The organism is Streptomyces sp. WAC00040 (genome assembly GCF_056835925.1).
On sequence record NZ_JAKQZE010000001.1, the window covers coordinates 531,608 to 553,554 of the forward strand.

Below are 21,947 nucleotides of genomic sequence, written 5' to 3' on the forward strand. Positions count from 1 at the left end.
ACAACAGCTCCCGAATGCCATTTGCCATTTTCTCAATGCCGAGCCGGGAGGCATCAATGCGTTCGAACCGACGTGCAGCACGCTCCAAGGTTTCCGTACGGGTCGTCGCCATGGTCACCGCCGCCGTCGCCGCGGCCGCGCTGGTGGTCGTGTCGCTGCAGACGAGCAGCGGGGAGGCGACCGCGGGGACCACCGCGACGGGCGGGTCCGCCCAGCACGGCGCCGGCCACACGGGGGCCGGGTTCTCGGGGGCGACTGCCGCGGAGGCGCAGGGGCCGCAGCAGGTGACCGAAGTGGACCGGACGTTCCTGGTGAAGGTGCGGCAGGCGGGACTGTGGGAGATCCCCGCAGGACGGCTGGCCCAGACCCACGCGTCCAGTGAGGCCGTGAAGCGGGCCGGGCTGCATCTCCTCGACGGCCACAGCAAGCTCGACCAGCTCGTGCGGGAGGACGCCAAGATCCTCGGGGTGCAGCTGCCCAACGAGGCCACCGAGGAGCAGCAGGGCTTCGTGACGCAGCTCGAGAACGCCCAGGGCGCCGAGTTCGACCGGCTCTTCGCCAACCTGCTGCGTTCCTCGCACGGCAAGATCTTCGCCACGATCGCCGAGGTCAGGGCCGCCACGCAGAACGATCTGATCCGCCGTCACGCCCGTCAGGCGAACCAGACGGTGCTGGACCACATGGAGGTCCTCGAGGACACCGGGCTCGTCGACGCCGCGACGTTCGCGGAGGTCGAGGCGGCGGTCGCCCCGAAGTGACCGACGCTCCGCCTCGGCCGGTCCGGCAGACCCGGACGGCGCCAAGACCCGTTCACGCCAAGGGGAAGTAAAATCCCTTGCACTGTGCAATGCTTCTCGTGGTGGAGGACCCGGCCGCCCGCCGGCCTCTGCCCGGGAGCGGCACTGGCACGGTGACGCAGCTCGACCACCGCACGCCGGCGATGTCGACCGGGTCCTCCCCGCCATGCCTTTCGGCGGATTCAGCGGCCGGGGCGAGGTCCCATGTCCGACCAGCCCAGCGGGTACAGCCCGCCGTCCTCTTCGGGCACCGCCGTTTCGCCGCCGGCCTCCGTGAAGGCGGCCAGGGCGCCGATGAGCGCGGCCCGCTGCGAGGGGTCGAGCCGTTCGACGATGGCCGCGATCTCCTTACGGCGCTGGGCCGTGACGTCCTCGACGATGCGCCGGCCCTCCGCCGTCAACCGCAGCGCCGTCTCGCGCCGGTTGTCCGGGTTGACCTGCCGGTCGGCCAGGCCCGCCGCGATCAGCCGGTCCATCATGCGCATGGCCGTCGACGGGTTCACACCGAGCCGCTCGGCGAGGACGACCAGCTTGGCCGGCCCCTCCAGCGACAGCACGACCAGCAGCCGGAACTGCGGCAACGTCACCCGGTCCTCGACCGCGGCGAGCGAGCGGGCCGAGAGGGCGACGAGCAGCCGGGACGCGGTCAGCACCGCGCGGGTCACGGCGTCGATGTCGTCCATCCCCCGCGAGGAGTACGAGGAGTGCGCTGGTTCGGTCATTTCCTCTTTGTACCGCGCGCCGCCCGGGTGCCGTGCGGCGGCCTCGCACTCAGCCCCTTGGCCGGGCGCCACCTCTCACCCAGTCGTCGGCCGCCGCGCAGACGTCCCGCCCCGCCACCGTCACTTCCGGCGGTGGCGGATCAGCAGCATCGCGGCGTCGTCGTCGGCGGCGCCTGTGCGTACTGCTCCAGGTCCGCGCGGAGTTCCGCCAGCGCCGCCTCCGGCTCCTGCGTCCTCAGCAGATGGCCGCGCTCGCCGAGCGGGTAGAACCGGCCGGCCCGGTCGCGGGTCTCCGTGACCCCGTCGGTGTACAGGAACATCTGGTCGCCGGGCGCGAAGCCGGCGGTGAACGGCTCCGGGGCGGACGTCCCATGGAGACCGAGCCCGAGCGGCAGGGCACGCCTGGGCGGCTCCGCGAAGGAGACCGCTCCGTCGCTGCGCACCACCATCGGTGCTGGATGCCCGCAGTTGAGCAGGGTCACCCCCTTGCCCGGCTCGCAGCGTCCCCCGCTACCCACCGGTGTCGAACGCTTCATGGCCAGGCTGCCGGTCCACCTCTACCGGATCGGCCTCGGGCCCCTGTTCGGGCGGCGCCTGCTGTTGCTCATCCACACCGGCCGTAAGTCGGGGCCGACCCGCAAGGCGGTCGTCGAGGTGGTGGAATCCGACCGGACCCGCGGATGGTGGACGGTGGCATCGGGGTTCGGACCCCGGGCCAGTGGTACCGCAACCTGCTCCACACCCCGCAAACCACCATCCAGGTCGGCCGCCGCTACCACCCGGTGACGGCGCAGCCGGTCGCACCGGAGGAGGGCGGCCGGCTCATGGCCCGCTACGCGCCCCGCCATCCGCTCGCCGCCCGGTGGCTCTGCCGGTTCATGGGGTACGAGGTCGACGGCAGCGAGACCGGCTACCGCCGGGCGGGCGAGTCGATCCCGTTCCTGCGGCTCGAGGCGGCGCCCGGCAGTTTCTGACGCGCGGTACCTCGCGTCACGGCACCACAGCCCTGGGTCCCCGCGCCACCGAGCGCCCGAGTCTCAGGCTGTCGCGGCGCAGACCATGAGCACGAAGGCGGCAAGGGCGAACAGGGTGCGCATCAGGTGCAGGGCGTTCCACTTGCCCTCGAAAGCGGCCCTGACCTCGCGGGCGGGCCGCGGCGAGTTCTCGGCCGACGCGAGGGCGTTGTTGAGCGGGACGTTCCCGGCGCTGGTGATGACGTGGCCGACGAACGCGCAGACGAGGGCGGCGATGACCAGCCAGCGGTCGGTGGCGGTGCGGCCGTCGACGGGGACGAAGAGCACCGCGAGGGGGAATCCGAGGCTGCCGAGGAAGGACAGCATGAACGCGCCCCGTGGCACCTTCTCGTTGATGCGGCGCATGGCGGGCACGAACTGTTCGTCGGTCAGGGTCGCGAGCGCGGGCATGATGCCTGTCTGGAAGATCACGAAGAAGCCCGCGTACAGACCGGTGGACACGACGGCAAGGGCGAGGAGAAGGGTGGCCATGCCGTTCATGATGGCCTGACCCGGAGGGCGGCGCGCCGTGTTTTCGGACGGGGTGGGGCGGTTCGAGGCCGGTTTCCCACCGGCCTCGAACCATCCTCGAACCGCTTGCTGATCGCATGCGAACCATCCGCGAGCGGAGCCCGCCGGAGTCAGTAGCGCCCCGACCGCCGCGCCTGCTCGATGGCGTCGGCCAGGTCCTCGACGGCGCTGTCCTCCGTGGAGCCCGCGAGCGCCCGCGCCCGGTCCTCCAGCGCGCCGAGGCCCGGTGCGCCCGGCACGGAGCCTCCGCGCAGCGACTCGGCGAAGTACGCGGCGAGCGCCGTGATCTGGAGCCGCTTCGACGGCGCGTCCCACAGGGCCCCGTCGATCGCGTCGGTCTCCACGGTGCCGCTCTCCTCGTGCGGCGCCCGGGTCTTGGGGTCGAGCCAGCGCACGGTCGCGGTGGCGACGTGGCCCTGCGCGCCGTCCCGCAGGCGTACCGCGTAGAGCGCGGTCACGGTGTGGCCGGGGCCCACCTCCCCGCCGTCCACCCCGTCGTTGCGGAAGTCGTCGTCCGCGACCTCCCGGTTCTCGTAGCCGATGAGCCGGAACTGCTGGACGGTCTGCGGGTCGAACGCGACCTGCGCCTTCGCCTCCCGCGCGCGCAGTTCGACGTGGCGGGGCAGCTCGTCGACGAAGACCTTGCGCGCCTCCTCGTCGGTGGAGACGTACGTGGTGTGCCCGTCGCCCTTGTCGGCGAGGCGTTCCATGAGGTCGTCGCCGTAGTCGCTGCCGACGCCGACGCCGAACAGTGTGATGCCGTGCTCGCGGCGGGCGTCGTCGATCCGCTCGAGGATCGCCTCCGCCTCCGTCTCGCCGGTGTTGGCCAGGGCGTCTGACAGCAGCACCACACGGTTGGTGGCGCCCTTCCGGCGGCCCTCCACGGCCTCCTCGTAGCCGGTCGTGACGCCGGCCTCCACGTTGGTGGAATCGGTCGGCTCCAGCTCGTCGACGACGGAGCGGATGCGGTCGCGGTTGCCGTCGAGGCGGGTCATGGGCAGCCGGGTCTCCGCCTCGTCGCTGAAGGTGACGACGGCGATGGAGTCGTCGTCACGCAGCTGGTCGGTGAGGGTCCCGAGCGACTTCTTCACGAGGTCGAGCCGGCCGGGCTCCGCCATGGAGCCGGAGATGTCGATCACGAAGGTGAGCGCGGCGGGGGGCCGGTCGGCCTCACGGCCGACGGGCCGGGTGGCGAGCCCCACACGGACCAGGGACCAGTTGCCTTCCTCGTACTCCTCGGCGTCCTGGGTCTGCGGCTTGATCTCGCCCTCACCGCCGCCGGCGCCGCCGCCCGGCCGGGCGCCGTCGACCGTCACGGTGAACCCGTCGCCCTTGGGCCGGGGGTAGTCCTGCCGGAAGCTGTTGATGAACTCCTCGGGCCGGACCTGGTGCCGGCCCGGCGCCCCGCCCTCCTTGAGCAGGCGGCGCGTGTAGTCGTACGAGGCGGTGTCCACGTCGAGCGCGAACGTCGAGAGGTAGTCGGCGGGCGGCGCGATGTCCCGCTTCTCCTCACCCGGCGTGTCACGGTCGGGCCCGCCCTTGCCGCCGTCCGGTACGAGGGGAGCCGGCGCGCCGTCCGGCGCCGGCGCGTACCCCTCCGAGGAGTCGGTCGCCAGGTTCTCCGAGCCGCCGCAGCCCGCGGTGAGAAGCACTCCGCCGGCCAGGGCGGCCGCCACGACCGCCTTGCCCAACCTCGTACGCGTCGCTGTTCGGAATGTCATCCGGACTCCCCCTCGTGTCGTCGGCACTTGTGAATGTGACGTCCGAGAGGGCCGGCGGGAGCAGTCGGCAGAGTTGCGGAAGAGTCTCAATGCGGCAACGGGCCGGGGGGTTTGACCGCTACGCCCCGTATCACCCCTACGAGACGATGTCCTTGCGGGCGAAGTTGCGGAACGCGAGCGCGAACAGGACCAGCGCATACGTGACGGAGACGGCGGAGCCCTTGAGCATGCCGCTCCACTCCAGCTGCGGCTGAAGGGCGTCGATCCAGGCGAACTGCCAGTGGGCCGGGAGGACTTCGCGCCAGTCCCCCAGTGCGGTGACGGCGTCGAGCACATTGCCGACGATGGTCAGGCCCACGGCTCCGCCGACCGCGCCCAGCGGGGCGTCGGTCTTCGTGGAGAGCCAGAACGCCAGCCCGGCGGTCACCAGTTGGGAGACGAACACGAACGCCACGACCAGGCCGATCCGCGCCAGGGTGTCGGCGGCCGCCAGCGATCCGCCGGTGGGCAGCTCCAGCGGTCCCCAGCCGTAGGCGATGGTCCCGGAGACCAGGCCCACCAGCGGCAGCAGCACCATCGCCGCCGCGCTGAAGCCCAGCGCCACGGCCAGTTTGGACCACAGCAGTCTGGTGCGCGGTACCGGTGCGGCCAGCAGATAGCGCAGGGACGACCAGTTGGCCTCCGACGCGACGGTGTCGCCGTGGAACAGCGCCACCGGCACCACGAGAAGGAAGCCGGCCGACACGAACAGGCAGGTGGCGGCGAAGTTCGCGCCGGACGCCGTGGCGGTGTCCATCAGCGTGATCCGGCCGTTGTCCCGGCCGTCCGGTGTGCCGCCGATCGCGAAGGCCGCGATCAGGATGAGCGGCAGCGCGCCCAGCACCCCGGCCATCACCAGCGTCCGCCGTCGCTTCAGCTGCCGCATCGCCTCGACCCGCAGCGGCAGCGTGCGGCGGGCACGGTAGCCGGGCGCGGACCCGGCGGGCACGGGCCCCGTCGTGCCGGTCTCCACGGGCGCGCTCATGCGGAACCTCCGATCAGGGTGAGGAACGCGTCCTCGAGGCGGCGGTGCGGGCCCACGCCCGTCAGGGGCACGTCCAGGCGCACCAGTTCGCTGATCATCTCGGTGGCGGTCGCTCCGTCGAGCCGTACCAGCACTCCGTCGCCGGCGCGGACCGCGGAACCGATCCCGGGCAGAGCGGCGATCTTCTCGACGAGCGGCTCCGGCATCTCGCCGTCGACGGTGACGAGCAGGGTGTCGCTCTCGCCGGTGATCTCCGCCACCGGCCCGGCCTGCACGAGCCGGCCGCGGTCCATGACCACCAGGTGGGTGCAGGACTGCTCCACCTCGGAGAGGAGGTGGCTGGAGACGATGACGGTCCGTCCGCCCTCGGCGTAGCGGATCATCACGTCCCGCATCTCGCGGATCTGCGGCGGGTCGAGCCCGTTGGTCGGCTCGTCGAGGATGAGCAGGTCCGGCATGCCGAGCATGGCCTGCGCGATCGCGAGCCGCTGACGCATGCCCTGGGAGTAGGTGCGCACCGCGCGGGCCAGGGCGTCACCGAGGCCGGCGATCTCCAGTGCCTCCTCGATGTGCGCGTCGGCCGAGGGCCGGCCGGTGGCCTGCCAGTACAGCTCCAGGTTGTCGCGCCCCGACAGGTGCGGCAGGAATCCGGCGCCCTCGACGAACGCGCCGACACGGGAGAGGACGGGCGCGCCCGGCCTGATCGCGTGGCCGAAGACCCTGATCTCGCCCGCGTCGGGCCGGATCAGGCCCATGAGCATCCGCAGCGTGGTGGTCTTGCCGGCGCCGTTGGGGCCGAGGAGGCCGAGCACCTGGCCCTTCTCGACGCGGAAGGACAGGTCCCGCACTGCGTACCGGTCGGTGGAGCGGGAGTACTTCTTGGACAGGCCGGTGATCTCCAGCGGCACGTCGGCGCGTTCCGCGTCGGGGGGCGGTGCGAGGGCGCGGCGGCGGGCGGTGAGCAGCAGCGCCGCTGCCACGACCACGCCCGCGGCGGGCATCGCCCACACCCACCACGGCAGGCCGGCCGCCTGCGTCTTCACGGCGGGCGCGGTGGGCACCGTCAGCTCCCCGGCGAGGGAGACGGTGTACGTGGCGGGGGCGGCAGGGGACGCGTAACCGAGGTCGGTCGCCGACAGCACGAGACGCAGCCGGTGCCCGGCGTCGACCTCGTGGTCGACGGCCGGCAGGGTCAGCCGGACGTCCTTGCCGGCTTTCGCGTCGTCGATCCGTACGGGGGCGACGAGCTGGGAGGGCAGCACCTGCTGCCTGCCGTCCGGTCCGACGTCGTAGACCTTGCCGAACAGGACGGCCTCGCCGCTGTCCGAGGCCACCTTCACCCGGACCGTGGGCGAACCGGTGATCCGGACGGATGTGTCGAGCGGCTTCGACGCGAAGCTAGCGAACTGGCCGGGGAAGTCGAGGGACAGTCCGACGCCAAGGGAGGACAGCGCGCCGGCGCCCCCGCTGAGGCCGGGGACGGCGGAGATGGCCGGCGGGGTGCCGCCCGCCGGGTTGGAGAACCGCTGCTCGCGGCCGGCGAGCGCGAACTGCCGGGTGCCGTCGGTCAGGCCGGGGTAGGCGGGGCCCCTCGCTCCGCGCAGCAGCGCCTGGCCGTCGGTGGAGTCGACGCCGCCGGTGCGGCTGACGCGGAAGGCGGGACCGGTGTCCACGCTCTTGTCCTGCTTCAGGTACCGGTCGAACCAGTCGCCGATGCGGCCCTCGACGCGGCCGGTCTCCCGGTCGCCGCCGTCGTGGCCGCCGGCGATCCAGTCGACGGCGACGGGTGCGCCGTTGGCGCGGATCGTCTTCGCCATGGTGTCGGCGTGCGAGAGCGGGAACAGCGAGTCGGACTGGCCTTGCACGATCAGCGCGGGCGTTCTGATGCGGTCGCCGACCGCGGAGGGGCTGCGGCTCTCGAGGAGCTCGCGCGCCTGCGCGTCGGGCCGACCCGCCACGGCGACCCGCTCGTACATCGCGCACAGGCCGGGCTCGAAGGGTCCGCATCCGGCCGGGTTCGCGGGGGCGGGTGCGGCGGCCCCGCCGGATGCGGCGGCTGCCTGGTCCCGGCCGGCCGGGGCCTCGCCCGCAGGCGGCTCCTCGGGGGTGTCGGGCCGGACCTGGCCGCTTCCGGGCGCCGTGTCCAGGGATGCGGCGGAGCCGGTGGAGAAGAAGATGCCGGCCCACAGCTTCTTGAAGACGCCGTCGGGGAACAGGGCGTCCGCGAGGTTCCAGTAGGTGATCTGGGGTGCGATCGCGTCGACCCGGCGGTCGTAGGCGGCGCCGAGCAGCGAGATCGCGCCGCCGTACGAGGAACCGCTCATGCCGACGCGCGGGTCGCCGTCGGCGTCCAGCGTCACCTCGGTCCGCTTCGCCAGCCAGTCGATCAGCCGGGAGACGTCCTTGACCTCGCGGTCCGGGTCGTTGAGCCCGATCTGCCCGGTGGAGCGGCCGAAGCCGCGGGCCGACCAGGTCAGTACGGCGTACCCGTCCCGGGCCAGCTTCTCGGCCTGTGCCCGGACGTCTTCCTTGCTGCCGCCGAAGCCGTGTCCGAGCAGGACGGCGGGCCGTCTCTCGTCGCCGCCGCTGGTGAAGTACGAGGTGTCGATCTTCGCTCCGGGCATGCTGTGCACCCGGTCCTCGCGGTGCACGGCGGGCGCGGCGTCGTCGGCGACGGCGGTCCACGTGCCGGCGCCGGCGAGCACGGCGAAGGCGGCGACGCCCGCGAACCATCGGCCCCGCGGCCGGGGAAGTCGGATCTCCATGGTGAAAACCCTAAGCGCACGGCGGTCCGCCGTCGGCTGCCGCCGGGTGGAACCGGTGCGCCTCCTGAAGTAGTACGCGCTGCCGTCTTCGTACACCGGACGCGGTACGGCGCGGGCCTGCGGGGCCGGAACGGCGGCGCCCCCGAAGACCGGACATTCCGGACTCGTGACGACGGGCACACAAGATCCACACGCGCTGAACCCTCTTCAGAAGGGGTGCATATCCGGCCAGTTACTCACCAGTCGCTCCCTTGTGTCGTAGGTCACACAACGGGACCCTGGCTCTCGCAACCGCACGTCCTGGCACCATGCACGCCCGTACTTGCCCGTAACAACCGGTCAACGAAAGGTCAGGTGCACGAGATGAGAGCAACTGCCCGTCGCGCCGGGGCGCTGATATCAGCCGCCGCCGCCGCGACCGGTCTCCAGTTCGCCGTATCCCCCACCGCGCACAGCGCGTCCATCGGCGATCTTCGTCTCGCTCCCACTGCAACTGCCGTCGACAACAGCTGGATCGTCGTCCTCAAGGACGGCACGACCCGCGCCGCCGACCTCGGCGTCACACCGAAGCACACCTACAACAACGTCCTGTCCGGCTTCTCCGCCGCGATGCCCGCCTCGAAGGCCAAGGCGCTCGCGGCCGACCCCCGGGTCGCCTACGTCGAGCAGAACTCCACGGTCCGGCTGAACGATACGCAGCCGAACGCCACATGGGGCATCGACCGCATCGACCAGCGGAACCTGCCGCTGTCGAAGACGTACACCTACAACACCCCGGCGTCGAACGTGAACGCCTACATCATCGACACCGGCATCCGCACCTCCCACAGCGAGTTCGGCGGGCGCGCGAGCGTCGGCACGGACACGGTGGGCGGCGGCCAGAACGGGCAGGACTGTCAGGGACACGGCACCCACGTCGCCGGCACGGTCGGCGGCAAGAACTACGGGGTCGCCAAGAGCGTCAACCTCATCGCCGTACGCGTCCTGGACTGCCAGGGCTCGGGCACCACCGCCGGCGTCATCGCCGGCATCGACTGGGTGACCGCCAACGCCAAGAAGCCGGCCGTGGCCAACATGAGCCTCGGCGGCAGCGCGAGCGCGTCGCTGGACGACGCGGTGAAGAAGTCGATCGCCTCCGGCGTCAGCTACTCCGTCGCGGCCGGCAACGGCCTGCCGATCCTGGGCATCCCGGCGAACGCGTGCAACTACTCGCCCGCCCGTGTCCCCGAGGCGATCACGGTCGGCGCGACGGACAGCTCCGACCGCAGGGCATCGTTCTCCAACTACGGAACGTGCCTCGACCTGTTCGCGCCCGGCGTGGACATCACCTCGGCCTGGAAGGACAGCGACACCGCCACCAGCACCGTCTCGGGCACGTCGATGGCCAGCCCGCACACCGCGGGCGTGGCCGCTCTCCACCTCTCGGCGCACCCGACGGCCACCCCGGCACAGGTCCGGGACGCCCTGGTGAACAACGCGACGACGGGCAAGGTCCAGAGCCCGCTGACCGGTTCCCCGAACAAGCTGCTCCACTCGCTGTTCTAGCCCGGCGAGGGCACCAGATGCCCGAGGAGCCCCGTGTCCGCCGGATACGGCCGCTCCTCGGGCAGCAGCCGTGCCGCCCCCTCAGGGTCCCCTTCGCGCACAAGCCGGTGCGCCTCGTGGGCGAGCGGGGTCACGTCGGTGATGGCCACCGTCCACTCGTCCGCGTAGCGGCCTGCCGCCTCGCCGCCGAGTCCCAGCTGCAGCGACCGATGGGGCAGCGCGTTCAGCGCGAGGTCCCGCTCCGGGTCCCACTGCACACGCGCCGGCGCCCGCCGCAGCTCCCGCTTCCACGCCGCCCGGCTTTCGTGCACACCGGCCTGACAGTGCGACAGACAGGCGTTGCGCAGAGCCCATTCGAAGCCGTCCCGCTGGATCTCGACGGCGAGCACGGTCTCCTGATCGGCCTTGGTCGCCCAGCCGCAGCGGTACATCATCCACAGGAACGACGGCTTGATCCACGTCATCCGCTCCCGCTTCCACGCCGCCGGGAACCGCCCGTCGCGGGCGGCGGGCATGCCGATGGCGGGGTGGTACGCCTGGTAGACGGTGATGGTGGCGTCGGTGTACCGGGCGCGTATGCGGTAGCGGGGTTCGTCGGTCATGGCGCCCAGCGTGCGCCCGAACCCCTTTGCCGGGCCAATGGATTACGCCCTAGGCTCACACCCATGAACACCTTCGGAGGTCATGCCGCGTAGGCGGCCAGGGCACGTTCGTGCCGAGCAGCGGGTGCGGGAGCGGTGCCAAAAGCACCGGGTGCGGCCGATCTCGGGCGTCTCGCGGCGCACGCTGTACGAGATCGTGCGCATCGAGGAGACCCGCAACTATCTGTGGACCGGCGCCGTCGGCGAGTCCCTCGCGCTGTGGCGGGGCTTCGCCGGCCGGCCCGACCGGCGACTGTGGCAGGACGACGAGAGCGGCTGCACCGAGTGGCTCTGCTGCGGTGATCCCCTCCGTGCCCGGGACATGCTCGAGGGCGCCGTGCTGGCCCTTCCCCGTCGCGCCGCGCGTGAACTGCGGGCCGTAGTCCTCGCGTTGGACGACCGGTACTGAGACGCGGCCCGCGCGGGATCCGCACGGGCCGCGTCTCACGCGTGTCAGTGGTTGCGCGGGAAGCCCAGGTCCACGCCCGCCGGGGCGTCCGCCGGGTCGGGCCAGCGGGTGGTGACGACCTTGCCGCGGGTGTAGAAGTGCACGCCGTCGTTGCCGTAGATGTGGTGGTCGCCGAAGAGCGAGTCCTTCCAGCCACCGAAGGAGTGGTAGCCCACCGGCACGGGGATCGGCACGTTCACGCCGACCATGCCGGCCTCGATCTCCAACTGGAAACGGCGGGCCGCGCCGCCGTCGCGGGTGAAGATCGCGGTGCCGTTGCCGAACGGCGAGGCGTTGATCAGCTCCACGCCGTCCTCGTACGTCTCCGCGCGCAGCACGCAGAGCACCGGGCCGAAGATCTCGTCGCGGTAGGCGTCGGAGTCCGTGGAGACCTTGTCGAGCAGGGACAACCCGATCCAGTGGCCGTCCTCGTAGCCGTCGACCGTGTATCCGGTGCCGTCGAGGACGACCTCCGCGCCCTGGGCGGCCGCGCCCGTGACGTAGGAGGCGACCTTGTCGCGGTGGGCGGCCGTGATCAGCGGGCCCATCTCGGAGGTCGGGTCGTCGCCCGGACCGATCTTGATCTTCTCGGCCCGCTCGCGGATCTTGTCCACCAGCTCGTCACCGATCGCGCCGACGGCGACGACCGCGGAGATCGCCATGCAGCGCTCGCCCGCCGAGCCGTATGCCGCCGACACCGCGGCGTCCGCGGCTGCGTCGAGGTCGGCGTCCGGCAGCACGAGCATGTGGTTCTTGGCACCGCCCAGCGCCTGGACGCGCTTGCCGTTGGCGGAGGCGGTGGTGTGGATGTAGCGCGCGATCGGAGTGGAGCCGACGAACGAGACCGCGGCCACGTCCGGGTGCGCGAGCAGCGCGTCGACGGCCACCTTGTCACCGTGCACGACGTTCAGCACGCCGTCGGGCAGACCGGCCTCCGCCGCCAGCTCGGCGAGCAGGTTGGCGGCCGAGGGGTCCTTCTCGCTCGGCTTGAGGACGAAGGTGTTTCCGCAGGCGATGGCCAACGGGAACATCCACATCGGCACCATCGCCGGGAAGTTGAAGGGGGTGATGCCGGCGACGACTCCGAGGGGCTGGCGGATCGAGGACACGTCGACACGGTTGGACACCTGGGTCGACAGCTCGCCCTTGAGCTGGGTGGTGATGCCGCAAGCCAGCTCCACGATCTCGAGGCCGCGGGCCACCTCGCCGAGCGCGTCGGAGTGCACCTTGCCGTGCTCGGCGGTGATCAGGGCAGCGATGTCGTCGCGGCGCGCATCGAGCAGGGCGCGGTAGCGGAAGAGGACCGCGGTGCGCTGGGCCAGCGACGAGGTGCCCCATGTCGTGTACGCCTCGCGGGCGGCGGCCACGGCCGCGCCGACCTCGTCGGCGGAGGCGAGGGCGACACGGGTGGTGACGGCTCCCGTCGCCGGGTCCGTGACCGGGCCCCAGTTCCCCGACGCACCTTCGACGGTCTTGCCACCGATCCAGTGGTTGACGGTCTTCGTCATGACGAAAAGCTCCTTCAGAGATGGCGGCGTCGGGCGGCGGCCTGCCGGTCGTACTCCTCACGGGCCTTCACCGCCGACGGACGGGTCGCGGTCTCGGCCACAGGAACATCCCACCACGCCTGTGCGCCGGGCGGGCCCGACACAGTGTCTGCCGTTCCGGTCTCCACGTAGACACATGTGGGCACGTCGGCCGAGCGGGCCTCGGCCAAAGCTTCACGCAGGTCACGCACGCTGCGGGCACGGATCACCCGCATCCCGAGGGACTCGGCGTTGGCGGCGAGATCGACGGGCAGCGGCGGGCCGGTGAAGGACCCGTCGGCGGCCCGGTGACGGTAGGCGGTGCCGTAGCGCTCCGCCCCCACGGACTCGGAGAGGCCGCCGATGGAGGCGTATCCGTGGTTCTGGATGATGACCATCCGGATGGGGACGCCCTCCTGGACGGCGGTCACGATCTCGGTCGGGTTCATGAGGTACGTGCCGTCGCCGACGAGCGCCCACACGGGCCGGCCGGGTGCCGCCATGGCGACGCCGATGGCGGCGGGGATCTCGTAGCCCATGCAGGAGTAGCCGTATTCGACGTGGTACTGGTCGGCGGACCGGCAGCGCCACAGTTTGTGCAGGTCGCCCGGGAGGGAGCCGGCCGCGTTGATGAGGATGTCGTCGCCGGTCACCAGGGCGTCGAGCGCGCCGAGGACCTGTGCCTGGGTCGGGGCGGCGTCGGGGTCGGGGGCGGTGAAGGCCGCGGTGACCCGCTCCTCCCAGGCCGCCTTCGCCGCCGTGCAGCGCGCCCGGTGCTCGGCGTCGACGCGGTGGTCGCCGAGTGCCGCGGTGAGTTCCTCGAGCCCGGCGCGCGCGTCGGCGACGACCGAGAGGCCGGCCATCTTGTGGGCGTCGAAGGCGGTGATGTTGAGGTTGACGAAGCGGACCGTCTCATGACGGAACAGCGTCGAGGAAGCCGTGGTGAAGTCGGACCAGCGCGTGCCGACGCCGATCACCAGGTCTGCGGTACGGGCCAGGTCGTCGGCCGTGGCGGTGCCGGTGTGACCGATGCCGCCGATGTCGCACGGGTGGTCGTACGGCAGCGATCCCTTGCCCGCCTGGGTCGAGGCGACCGGGATGCCGGTCGCCTCGGCGAACACCCGCAGCGCCTCCTCCGCCTCCGAGTGGTGCACGCCGCCGCCCGCGACGAGCAGCGGCCGGCGGGCGGAGCGCACGGCGGCCGCCGCCTGCGCCAGTGCCTCCGCGTCGGGGCGCGGCCGGCGGATCGGCCACGTCCGCTCGGCGAAGAACTCCTCGGGCCAGTCGTACGCCTCCGCCTGCACGTCCTGCGGAAGCGCGAGCGTGACCGCGCCGGTCTGTGCCGGGTCGGTCAGGACCCGCACGGCCTGGAGCGCGGCGGGCACCAGTGCCTCCGGGCGGACGATGCGGTCGAACCAGCGGGAGACGGGACGCAGGCAGTCGTTGACCGACACGTCGCCGGAGTAGGGCACTTCGAGCTGCTGGAGGACCGGGTCGGCGGGCCGGGTGGCGAAGGTGTCGCCGGGGAGCAGCAGGACGGGGAGGTGGTTGATCGTGGCCAGCGCGGCGCCGGTGACCAGGTTGGTGGCGCCCGGGCCGATGGACGTGGTGACGGCCTGCGCGGAGAGCCGGCGCGACTGGCGGGCGTGGCCGACGGCCGCGTGGACCATGGCCTGTTCGTTGCGGCCCTGGAGATAGGGCATGTCCTGGTGGCTCTCGAGCAGCGCCTGGCCGACGCCCGCCACGTTCCCGTGCCCGAAGATGCCCCAGGTGGCGCCGATGAGCCGGTGGCGGCGGCCGTCGCGCTCGGTGTACTGGCGGGCGAGGAACGCGACGAGGGCCTGGGCGGTGGTCAGCCGTCGGGTGGTCACCGGTAGCTCTCCGAGCGGTCGGGGTGGAAGCGGATCAGCCACTGGCGGTCGTCGCCGGGGCCCGCCATCACATTGAGGTAGTACATGGTGTGGCCCGGTTCCGCGATGGACGGGCCGTGCCAGCCGTCGGGCACGAGGACGGCGTCGCCGGTGCGTACCTCGGCGAGGAGATCGGCACCGCCGGGACGGGACGGGGAGACGCGCTGGTAGCCGAGGCCGCCGCGGTCGATCTCGAAGTAGTAGATCTCCTCGAGTTCGCTCTCCTCTCCCGGCCGGTGCTCGTCGTGCTTGTGCGGCGGGTAGGAGGACCAGTTGCCGCCCGGGGTGAGGACTTCCACGGCGATCAGGCGGTCGCATGCGAAGGTGTCCGCCGCGGCGAAGTTGTGGACCTCGCGGGCCTGGCTGCCGCTGCCGCGGGCCTCGACGGGTACCTCCGGCGCGGGGCCGTAGCGAGCGGGGAGTCGGCGCTCGCACCTCGCTCCTGCCAGGGCGAAGCGGCCTCCCGCGCCGGAGGCGATCTGGGCATGGGCGTCTCGCGGCACATAGGCGAAGTCGCTCACTCCGCCGAACACGCTTTCCCGCCCCTGCAGTTCAAAGATCTCGCCTTGCGTGTGCACGGTGCAACCGCCGGTGAGCGGCAGCACGATCCACTCGCTGTCGCCGGCGGTCAGCAGATGCGACCCGCCCGGCGGAAGCTCGAGCACCCGGAGGGCGGAGTACTCCCAGCCCGCCTCGTCGGGTCCGATGCTCAGGGCGTACGGCGCGCTCGCGGCGCTGCCGGCCGGGACGTGGAGACCCTGCTGCTTGTTGTTGTCGTCCATGCCTTGTGCGTACCCCCTAGAGCAGTCCGACGGCCGTGTCGACCGCGCCCGCCACGTCGCCGTCGACCGGATAGAGCAGTGAGCGGCCCACCACCAGTCCCTGCACCGTGGGCAGTTGCAGCGCGCCGCGCCATTTCTCGTAGGCGCCGTCCTGGTCGTCACCTATCTCACCGCCGAGCAGCACCGCCGGCAGGGTGGAGGTCTCCAGCACCGTCCGCATGTCCTCCGGGTCGTCGGTGACGGGCACCTTGAGCCAGCTGTACGCGGAGGTGCCGGCCAGCCCGGAGGCGATGGCGATGGACAGGGTGACGGCCTCGGCGCTGAGATCGTTGCGGAGCCGGCCGTCGGTGCGGTGACAGATGAACGGCTCTATGAAGACGGGAAGCCGACGCTCGGCCATCTCGTCGACGGCGCGGGCGGCTGCGTCCAGGGTGTCGAGGGAGGCCGGGTCGTCGTAGTCGATGCGGAGCAGCAGCTTGCCCGCGTCGAAGCCCAGCCGTTCGAGGTCGCGCGCGCGGTGCCCGGTGAATCTGTCGTCGAGTTCGAAGGCGGCGCCTGCCAGTCCTCCGCGGTTCATGGAGCCCATGACGACCTTGTCGTCGAGGGCGCCGAGGAGGAGCAGGTCGTCGAGGATGTCGGCGGTGGCGAGGACGCCGTCGACGCCGGGCCGGGACAGCGCGAGGCAGAGCCGCTCCAGCAGGTCGAGGCGGTTGGCCATGGCGAGAGGGCGGTCGCCGACGGTGAGTGCTCCGCGGGCGGGATGGTCGGCGGCGATGATCATCAGCCGTCCGCTGTCGCCGAGGAGCGCGGGCCGACGCCGCCTGCGGACGGCCGCCTCGGCGACCGCTTCCGGGTGGCGGGTGCGGATGCCGACGAGCTCGGCGATGTCGACCCGGCTCACGACGGCTCCGCCTCGGACCGGGCGGCCTGCGGCGGGGCCGTGCCCGGAGCGGACGGGGACGAGCCCGTGCCCGGCGGGGCCGGGGGCGGGCTGGGGTCCGGCGGTGGCGGGCCGCCCGCGAGGACGCTCTCCACCTCCCGCGCGTACGGCATCGCCGTCGAGCAGGCGAGCCGGGACGCGACGATCGCCCCTGCCGCGTTGGCGTACCGCATCGTCTGCTCCAACTCCTGGCCGGCGAGAAGCCCGTGGCACAGTGCCCCGCCGAACGCGTCACCCGCGCCGAGGCCGTTGACGACGTCGACCGGCACGGGCGGGACCTCGGCCAGGGTGCCGTCGCGGTGCAGTGCGAGCACGCCTTCGGGGCCCTGCTTGACGACCGCGAGTTCGACGCCGGCGGAGAGCAGCGCGCGTGCGGCGGCAAGCGGCTCGTGCTCGCCGGTGGCGACCTCGCACTCCTCGAGATTGCCGATGGCGACGGTGGCGTGGGCGAGAGCCCGCGCGTAGTAGGGCCGCGCCTCGTCCGGGTCCTGCCAGAACATGGGCCGCCAGTCGAGGTCGAACACGGTCGTCCCCGAGCGGGCCCGGTGCGCCAGCGCGGCGAGCGTGGCCGACCGGCTGGGCTCCGCGCACAGCCCGGTACCGGTCACCCAGAAGACCCGTGCGTCACGGATCCGCTCCAGGTCCAACTCACCTGTGCGGATCTCCAGATCGGGGGCCTTCGGCTGTCGGTAGAAGTAGAGGGGGAAGTGGTCCGGCGGGAAGATCTCACAGAAGGTGACGGGCGTCGGGTACGCGTCCACGGATGTCACCCAGCGGTCGTCGACGCCGAACTCCCGCAGCGCCTGGTGCAGGTACTCACCGAAGGCGTCCTGCCCGGTCCGGGTGATCAGCGCCGTCCGCCGGCCCAGCCTGGCCGCGGCGACGGCGACGTTCGCCGCGGAACCGCCGAGAAACTTGCCGAACGTGTCGACCTGCGCCAACGGGATCCCGGCGCGCAGCGGATAGAGGTCGACCCCGATCCGGCCCATCGCGATCACGTCATACGGCTGAGGCATGCGCGTCCCTTCGGTTCGAACCGCCGGCGTGAGTCAGGTCTAGCCCTCTCCCGCGAACCCTGTCAACATTTTGTCCTTACATTCGGACCAAGCCTTGACACCTTTCTCCGGCGGCCGGAAAGCTGGCCGCCATGACCTCATCCGTCCCCGCCCTGAACCGCATCCGGGTCGGCTCGGCCCCCGACTCCTGGGGGGTGTGGTTCCCCGACGATCCCCGTCAGGTCCCCTGGCAGCGCTTCCTGGACGAGGTGGCCGGCGCGGGTTACGAATGGATCGAGCTCGGCCCTTACGGCTATCTGCCGACCGACCCGGCCCGCCTGGCGGAGGAGACCGGGCGGCGCGGCCTCAAGGTCTCGGCGGGGACCGTCTTCACGGGGCTCCACCGCGGTCCGGCCGTATGGGAGGAGACATGGGCCCATGTGTCCGACATCGCGGTGCTCACACAGGCGATGGGCGCTTCGCATCTGGTCGTGATCCCGTCCTTCTGGCGCGACGACAGGACGGGCCGAGTGCTCGAGGACCGCATGCTCACCCCGGAGCAGTGGCGTGACCTGACGACCCAGACCGAGCGGCTGGGCCATGAGGTGCGTGAGCGCTACGGCCTGCGGATCGTCGTCCACCCTCACGCGGACACCCATATCGACACCGAGGAGAACGTCGCGCGTTTCCTCGACGCCACCGACCCCGACCGGGTCTCGCTCTGCCTGGACACGGGCCACTACGCCTACTGCGGCGGCGACAGTGTCAAGCTCATCGAGACCTACGGGGAGCGGATCGGCTATCTCCATCTGAAGCAGGTGGATCCGGCCGTCCTCGCCCAAGTGGTCGCCGAGGAGGTGCCCTTCGGGCCCGCGGTGGGACGTGGGGTGATGTGCGAGCCGCCGTCCGGGGTGCCCGCCCTGGAACCGGTACTGGCCGCCGCGCAGTCGCTGGGCGTCGACCTGTTCGCCATCGTCGAGCAGGACATGTACCCGTGCCCGCCGGACAAACCGTTTCCGATCGCCGAACGCACGCGCGGTTTCCTCCGCTCCTGCGGCGTGTGACGCTCCGCATCACATCTGTCACCGTTGTCGCCGGCGCGTCACACTTGTCTCCATTACGCGTGCCCTGCGTCACAGGCCGTCAACAGCCGCACCCCCTCCGCCACTCCACGTCGTTCAACGGGCACAGGCTCAGTGATCGCCAGCGTCCGCGCGGCAGCTCCCCCGACGGCATACCGACCGCCTCTGCTGCGCACGCAGGGAGGTGCCCCACATGACCGACAGAAGGCTCTGGTCCTACAAGGACATCGCCGCGCACATCCAGGTGCAGCCGGACACCGTGCGCTCGTACCGCAAGCACGGCCTGCTGCCGCCTCCCGACCACGTGGAGGCCGGAAAGCCTTACTGGTACGCGGACACGGTCCGCCGCTGGGTGGCCAACCGGCCCGGGAACAGAGGCCGCAGGGAGTGAGAGGCACCCGACGCGAGACTCGGCCCCGCACCGGTGACGGTGCGGGGCCGCTCGCGTGCCACCGAACGCGCACTTCCGCGGAAACCGAAACGCCTCCACGGCGCGGCACTACCGCTCTATACCCCCTAGGGGTATAGTGGCGTCATGGCGCCGGGGGTTGCGACACCCGCCGCACCTCCCGGGGCACCATGTCCGTACGCACGCACCCCGCGCATGCGTCGAACCACCGAAACGGAGAACGCCATGACCGCCGAGACGAAGGCCGGCCTTGAGATCGAGGACACCGCGGCGACCGGCTCCTGCTGCTCGTCCACCGGGTCCTGCCACGGCTCCGCAGCGGAGGCGCAGGCCGACGGCGTCACCACCGTCTACCAGGTGACCGGCATGACCTGCGGCCACTGCGAAGGCGCCGTCAGTAGTGAGATCTCCGAGATTCCCGGCGTCAGCTCCGTGACGGCCGTCGCGGCCACAGGCGAGGTCACCGTGGTCTCCAACGCCCCGCTGGACGAGGCCGCCGTTCGCGCAGCCGTCGACGAGGCCGGCTACGAGCTGGTGGGCAGGGCCTGAGCGTCACCGCCTCCCCGGCGCCCTCACGGCCGGGCCGCACGCCATCGGTTTCCGGCTCGGCCGGATACTGGTGGGGTAACGGCCCGGCCGAGCGCGTGGAGTCCTGAGCGTGGAAACATCCGAGGTAGAGCTCACCATCGGAGGCATGACCTGCGCGTCCTGCGCGGCTCGCGTCGAGAAGAAGCTGAACCGCATGGACGGCGTCACCGCCACGGTCAACTACGCCACGGAGAAGGCGCGCGTCTCCTACCCGGCGGGCACGGAGGTCGCGGACCTGATCGCCACCGTGGTGAAGACCGGCTACACCGCCGAGGAGCCACCACCGCCCGCTCCCGCCCCGGATCCGGCGCACCCCGTCGGCCCGGAGTCCGGCACCGGCCCCGCCACCGGGCAGGACGCCCTGCGGCGACGGCTCGCGGTCTCCGCGCTGCTCGCCGCGCCGGTCGTCCTGATGTCGATGATCGCCCCCCTTCAGTTCGACAACTGGCAGTGGCTCTCACTGACACTCGCCGCGCCCGTGGTGGTCTGGGGCGCCCTGCCCTTCCACCGCGCCGCGTGGACCAATCTGCGCCACGGCGCCGCCACGATGGACACCCTGGTGTCCACCGGCACGCTGGCCGCCTTCGGCTGGTCGCTGTGGGCGCTGTTCTTCGGCACCGCGGGCATGCCGGGGATGCGCCACGGCTTCGACCTCACCGTCGGCCGCACGGACGGCGCGTCTGTGATCTATCTCGAGGTCGCCGCCGGCGTGACCGTCTTCATCCTGCTCGGCCGGTACCTCGAGGCCCGCTCCAAGCGGCAGTCGGGCGCCGCTCTGCGGGCGCTGATGGACATGGGCGCCAAGGACGTCGCCGTCCTGCGGGACGGCACGGAGGTACGCGTACCGGTCGACCGGCTCGCCGTCGGTGACCGGTTCGTCGTGCGGCCCGGGGAGAAGATCGCCACGGACGGCGTCGTCGTGGAGGGCGCCTCGGCCGTCGACGCCTCGATGCTCAGCGGCGAGTCGGTACCTGTCGACGTGTGGCCGGGCGAGCCGGTCACCGGCGCGACCCTCAACACCGCCGGCCGCATCGTCGTCGAGGCCACCTCCGTCGGCGCGGACACCCGGCTCGCGCGGATGGCGAAGCTCGTGGAGGACGCCCAGAACGGCAAGGCGCAGGTGCAGCGGCTGGCCGACCGGATCTCGGCGGTCTTCGTACCCGTCGTCCTGCTGATCGCCGCCGCCACACTCGGCGGATGGCTGGGGGCGACCGGTGACACGACGGCCGCCTTCACCGCCGCCGTGGCGGTACTGATCATCGCCTGCCCGTGCGCCCTGGGGCTCGCCACACCGACGGCACTGATGGTCGGAACCGGGCGGGGCGCGCAGCTGGGGATCCTCATCAAGGGGCCGGAGGTGCTGGAGTCCACCCGCAGGGTCGACACCGTGGTCCTGGACAAGACCGGGACGGTCACGACGGGCCGGATGACCCTTCAGGGCGTGCATCCGGCGGAAACCGCCGAGGCCACGGATCTACTGCGCCTCGCCGGCGCTCTGGAGCAGGCCTCCGAGCATCCCGTCGCGCGGGCGGTGGCCGAGGGCGCGGCGGCACGCGTCGAGGGCCGGCTGCCCGTCGCCGAGGACTTCGTGAGCGTGCCCGGCCTCGGCGTGCGCGGCGTGGTCGAAGGTCACGAGATGCTGGTCGGCCGGGCACGGCTGCTCGAGGAGGCCGGGGTCGAGCTGCCCCTGGAGCTCCTGCGCACGGCGGCCGGCGACAGCGGCCGCACGGCCGTGTTCGCCGCGCGGGACGGCAAGGCCCTCGGCGTCCTCACCGTCGCCGACGCGGTCAAGGACACCAGCGCCGAGGCCGTACGGGAGCTGCGGGCCCTCGGCCTCACCCCCGTACTGCTGACCGGCGACACCAGGGCCGTGGCCGAAAATGTGGCGGCCGAGGTGGGCGTGGAGGAGGTGTACGCGGAGGTCATGCCCGAGGAGAAGGTTTCCTTGGTCGAACGGCTTCAGGCGCAGGGCCGCACCGTCGCGATGGTCGGCGACGGCGTGAACGACGCGGCGGCGCTGGCCACGGCTGATCTGGGGCTGGCGATGGGCACCGGGACGGATGTGGCCATCGAGGCGGGAGACCTCACCCTGGTGAGGGGTGACCTCCGTGTCGCGGCTGACGCGATCCGTCTCGCACGACGGACTCTGGCCACGATCAAAGGCAATCTTTACTGGGCCTTTGGCTACAACGTGGCGGCACTGCCGCTGGCGGCATCCGGCCTGCTCAACCCCATGATCGCAGGTTTTGCCATGGCCTTTTCGTCCGTTTTTGTGGTGTTCAACAGCCTCCGGCTGCGCTCCTTCTCGTGACTACAAACAGGTCACAAGACCTTCACAACGAGACCTAGATCACAGATATTTAGGGGTAACCATTCAGGCTCGTCGCGAGTCTAAGTGGTCGATGCCGAGAACGTCTTGGGGGACGTTCATGGGATGTCTTGGGGGACGTCCCAGAGGCAAGCGTTGGCCGGGGCACGTGCACCGGGGAGCTTTGAGCGGCCCTCCCG

Annotated in this window: 19 protein-coding genes and 1 pseudogene; 8 read left to right on the forward strand and 12 right to left on the reverse strand. The window is 71.8% G+C overall.

The annotated features are described in order from the left end of the window. The first annotated feature begins 56 nt into the window (after positions 1-56). On the forward strand, positions 57-758 hold the full coding sequence (locus MDN94_RS02395) for a DUF4142 domain-containing protein (RefSeq protein WP_482724331.1): 702 nt from the start codon (positions 57-59) through the stop codon (positions 756-758). A gap of 221 nt (positions 759-979) precedes the next feature. On the opposite strand, the gene MDN94_RS02400 is transcribed toward MDN94_RS02395, so the two are convergent. Both MDN94_RS02400 and MDN94_RS02405 read right to left on the reverse strand, forming a co-directional pair. Further along, a complete protein-coding gene (locus tag MDN94_RS02400) occupies positions 980-1,480 on the reverse strand; it encodes a MarR family winged helix-turn-helix transcriptional regulator (protein ID WP_482726980.1) in 501 nt (166 codons plus the stop codon). 179 nt (positions 1,481-1,659) lie between these two features. Continuing rightward, positions 1,660-2,055 carry a PP2C family protein-serine/threonine phosphatase gene (locus MDN94_RS02405; RefSeq protein ID WP_482724332.1) on the reverse strand — a complete coding sequence of 132 codons (396 nt, stop codon included), beginning with the start codon at positions 2,053-2,055 and terminating at the stop codon, positions 1,660-1,662. On the opposite strand from MDN94_RS02405, the pseudogene MDN94_RS02410 reads away from it, so the two are divergent. Next, a pseudogene (locus MDN94_RS02410) lies at positions 2,054-2,493 on the forward strand (nitroreductase family deazaflavin-dependent oxidoreductase). The gene MDN94_RS02405 and the pseudogene MDN94_RS02410 overlap by 2 nt on opposite strands. A gap of 63 nt (positions 2,494-2,556) precedes the next feature. On the opposite strand, the gene MDN94_RS02415 reads toward MDN94_RS02410, so the two are convergent. The 4 genes from MDN94_RS02415 to MDN94_RS02430 all read right to left on the reverse strand — a co-directional run bounded on the left by MDN94_RS02415 (position 2,557) and on the right by MDN94_RS02430 (position 8,573). After that, positions 2,557-3,024, reverse strand: coding sequence for an anthrone oxygenase family protein (locus MDN94_RS02415; RefSeq protein ID WP_482724333.1), 468 nt, complete (start codon positions 3,022-3,024; stop codon positions 2,557-2,559). Between the two features lie 149 nt (positions 3,025-3,173). Next, the gene (locus MDN94_RS02420) at positions 3,174-4,784 is read right to left on the reverse strand and encodes a vWA domain-containing protein (protein ID WP_482724334.1); all 1,611 of its coding nucleotides are present in this window, start codon (positions 4,782-4,784) and stop codon (positions 3,174-3,176) included. Positions 4,785-4,920: 136 nt separating this feature from the next. Further along, positions 4,921-5,808 carry an ABC transporter permease gene (locus MDN94_RS02425; protein WP_482724335.1) on the reverse strand — a complete coding sequence of 296 codons (888 nt, stop codon included), beginning with the start codon at positions 5,806-5,808 and terminating at the stop codon, positions 4,921-4,923. After that, positions 5,805-8,573 (reverse strand): alpha/beta fold hydrolase, encoded by a 2,769-nt coding sequence (locus tag MDN94_RS02430; RefSeq protein WP_482724336.1) that lies wholly within the window; start codon positions 8,571-8,573, stop codon positions 5,805-5,807. The genes MDN94_RS02425 and MDN94_RS02430 overlap by 4 nt, the downstream gene beginning before the upstream one ends. Before the next feature lie 354 nt (positions 8,574-8,927). Here MDN94_RS02430 and MDN94_RS02435 point away from each other — a divergent pair, with 354 nt between their 5' ends. Next, positions 8,928-10,118: a S8 family peptidase gene (locus MDN94_RS02435; protein WP_482724337.1), complete on the forward strand. Its 1,191-nt coding sequence runs from the start codon at positions 8,928-8,930 to the stop codon at positions 10,116-10,118. On the opposite strand, the gene MDN94_RS02440 is transcribed toward MDN94_RS02435, so the two are convergent. Next, positions 10,115-10,720: a DUF4291 domain-containing protein gene (locus MDN94_RS02440; protein WP_482724338.1), complete on the reverse strand. Its 606-nt coding sequence runs from the start codon at positions 10,718-10,720 to the stop codon at positions 10,115-10,117. The genes MDN94_RS02435 and MDN94_RS02440 overlap by 4 nt on opposite strands. A gap of 151 nt (positions 10,721-10,871) precedes the next feature. Between MDN94_RS02440 and MDN94_RS02445 the strand changes: the two genes are divergently transcribed. Beyond that, entirely contained in the window at positions 10,872-11,168 is a 297-nt protein-coding gene (locus tag MDN94_RS02445; RefSeq protein ID WP_482724339.1) for a hypothetical protein, read from the forward strand. Positions 11,169-11,212: 44 nt separating this feature from the next. On the opposite strand, the gene mmsA is transcribed toward MDN94_RS02445, so the two are convergent. The 5 genes from mmsA to iolC are packed head-to-tail and all read right to left on the reverse strand — an operon-like array spanning position 11,213 to position 17,381. Continuing rightward, the gene (gene mmsA / locus MDN94_RS02450; RefSeq protein ID WP_482724340.1) at positions 11,213-12,715 is read right to left on the reverse strand and encodes a CoA-acylating methylmalonate-semialdehyde dehydrogenase; all 1,503 of its coding nucleotides are present in this window, start codon (positions 12,713-12,715) and stop codon (positions 11,213-11,215) included. Positions 12,716-12,729: 14 nt separating this feature from the next. Beyond that, positions 12,730-14,604, reverse strand: coding sequence for a 3D-(3,5/4)-trihydroxycyclohexane-1,2-dione acylhydrolase (decyclizing) (gene iolD / locus MDN94_RS02455; RefSeq protein ID WP_482724341.1), 1,875 nt, complete (start codon positions 14,602-14,604; stop codon positions 12,730-12,732). Continuing rightward, entirely contained in the window at positions 14,601-15,425 is an 825-nt protein-coding gene (iolB, locus tag MDN94_RS02460; RefSeq protein WP_482724342.1) for a 5-deoxy-glucuronate isomerase, read from the reverse strand. The genes iolD and iolB overlap by 4 nt, the downstream gene beginning before the upstream one ends. A 16-nt stretch (positions 15,426-15,441) precedes the next feature. Next, the gene (locus MDN94_RS02465; protein WP_482724343.1) at positions 15,442-16,326 is read right to left on the reverse strand and encodes a Cgl0159 family (beta/alpha)8-fold protein; all 885 of its coding nucleotides are present in this window, start codon (positions 16,324-16,326) and stop codon (positions 15,442-15,444) included. Continuing rightward, positions 16,323-17,381: a 5-dehydro-2-deoxygluconokinase gene (gene iolC, locus MDN94_RS02470; protein WP_482724344.1), complete on the reverse strand. Its 1,059-nt coding sequence runs from the start codon at positions 17,379-17,381 to the stop codon at positions 16,323-16,325. Before iolC ends, MDN94_RS02465 begins: the two co-directional genes overlap by 4 nt. A gap of 131 nt (positions 17,382-17,512) precedes the next feature. On the opposite strand from iolC, the gene MDN94_RS02475 reads away from it, so the two are divergent. From MDN94_RS02475 to MDN94_RS02490, 4 genes are all read left to right on the forward strand, one after another. Next, a complete protein-coding gene (locus MDN94_RS02475) occupies positions 17,513-18,424 on the forward strand; it encodes a sugar phosphate isomerase/epimerase family protein (RefSeq protein WP_482724345.1) in 912 nt (303 codons plus the stop codon). A gap of 211 nt (positions 18,425-18,635) precedes the next feature. Then, positions 18,636-18,833, forward strand: a complete 198-nt coding sequence (locus MDN94_RS02480) for a helix-turn-helix transcriptional regulator (protein WP_482724346.1) — start codon at positions 18,636-18,638, stop codon at positions 18,831-18,833. A 243-nt stretch (positions 18,834-19,076) separates the two neighbouring features. Next, on the forward strand, positions 19,077-19,400 hold the full coding sequence (locus MDN94_RS02485) for a heavy-metal-associated domain-containing protein (protein ID WP_482724347.1): 324 nt from the start codon (positions 19,077-19,079) through the stop codon (positions 19,398-19,400). A gap of 145 nt (positions 19,401-19,545) precedes the next feature. Then, positions 19,546-21,750, forward strand: a complete 2,205-nt coding sequence (locus tag MDN94_RS02490) for a heavy metal translocating P-type ATPase (protein ID WP_482726981.1) — start codon at positions 19,546-19,548, stop codon at positions 21,748-21,750. Positions 21,751-21,947: the final 197 nt, after the last annotated feature.

Excerpts from the sequence above, each read along its gene's own strand:
- MDN94_RS02395 (WP_482724331.1), top strand. The coding sequence starts at position 57 with ATGCGTTCGAACCGACGTGCAGCACGCTCCAAGGTTTCCGTACGGGTC.
- MDN94_RS02400 (WP_482726980.1), bottom strand. The coding sequence starts at position 1,480 with ATGGACGACATCGACGCCGTGACCCGCGCGGTGCTGACCGCGTCCCGG.
- MDN94_RS02405 (WP_482724332.1), bottom strand. The coding sequence starts at position 2,055 with ATGAAGCGTTCGACACCGGTGGGTAGCGGGGGACGCTGCGAGCCGGGC.
- MDN94_RS02415 (WP_482724333.1), bottom strand. The coding sequence starts at position 3,024 with ATGGCCACCCTTCTCCTCGCCCTTGCCGTCGTGTCCACCGGTCTGTAC.
- MDN94_RS02420 (WP_482724334.1), bottom strand. The coding sequence starts at position 4,784 with ATGACATTCCGAACAGCGACGCGTACGAGGTTGGGCAAGGCGGTCGTG.
- MDN94_RS02425 (WP_482724335.1), bottom strand. The coding sequence starts at position 5,808 with ATGAGCGCGCCCGTGGAGACCGGCACGACGGGGCCCGTGCCCGCCGGG.
- MDN94_RS02430 (WP_482724336.1), bottom strand. The coding sequence starts at position 8,573 with ATGGAGATCCGACTTCCCCGGCCGCGGGGCCGATGGTTCGCGGGCGTC.
- MDN94_RS02440 (WP_482724338.1), bottom strand. The coding sequence starts at position 10,720 with ATGACCGACGAACCCCGCTACCGCATACGCGCCCGGTACACCGACGCC.
- mmsA (WP_482724340.1), bottom strand. The coding sequence starts at position 12,715 with ATGACGAAGACCGTCAACCACTGGATCGGTGGCAAGACCGTCGAAGGT.
- iolB (WP_482724342.1), bottom strand. The coding sequence starts at position 15,425 with ATGGACGACAACAACAAGCAGCAGGGTCTCCACGTCCCGGCCGGCAGC.
- iolC (WP_482724344.1), bottom strand. The coding sequence starts at position 17,381 with ATGCCTCAGCCGTATGACGTGATCGCGATGGGCCGGATCGGGGTCGAC.
- MDN94_RS02475 (WP_482724345.1), top strand. The coding sequence starts at position 17,513 with ATGACCTCATCCGTCCCCGCCCTGAACCGCATCCGGGTCGGCTCGGCC.
- MDN94_RS02480 (WP_482724346.1), top strand. The coding sequence starts at position 18,636 with ATGACCGACAGAAGGCTCTGGTCCTACAAGGACATCGCCGCGCACATC.
- MDN94_RS02485 (WP_482724347.1), top strand. The coding sequence starts at position 19,077 with ATGACCGCCGAGACGAAGGCCGGCCTTGAGATCGAGGACACCGCGGCG.
- MDN94_RS02490 (WP_482726981.1), top strand. The coding sequence starts at position 19,546 with ATGACCTGCGCGTCCTGCGCGGCTCGCGTCGAGAAGAAGCTGAACCGC.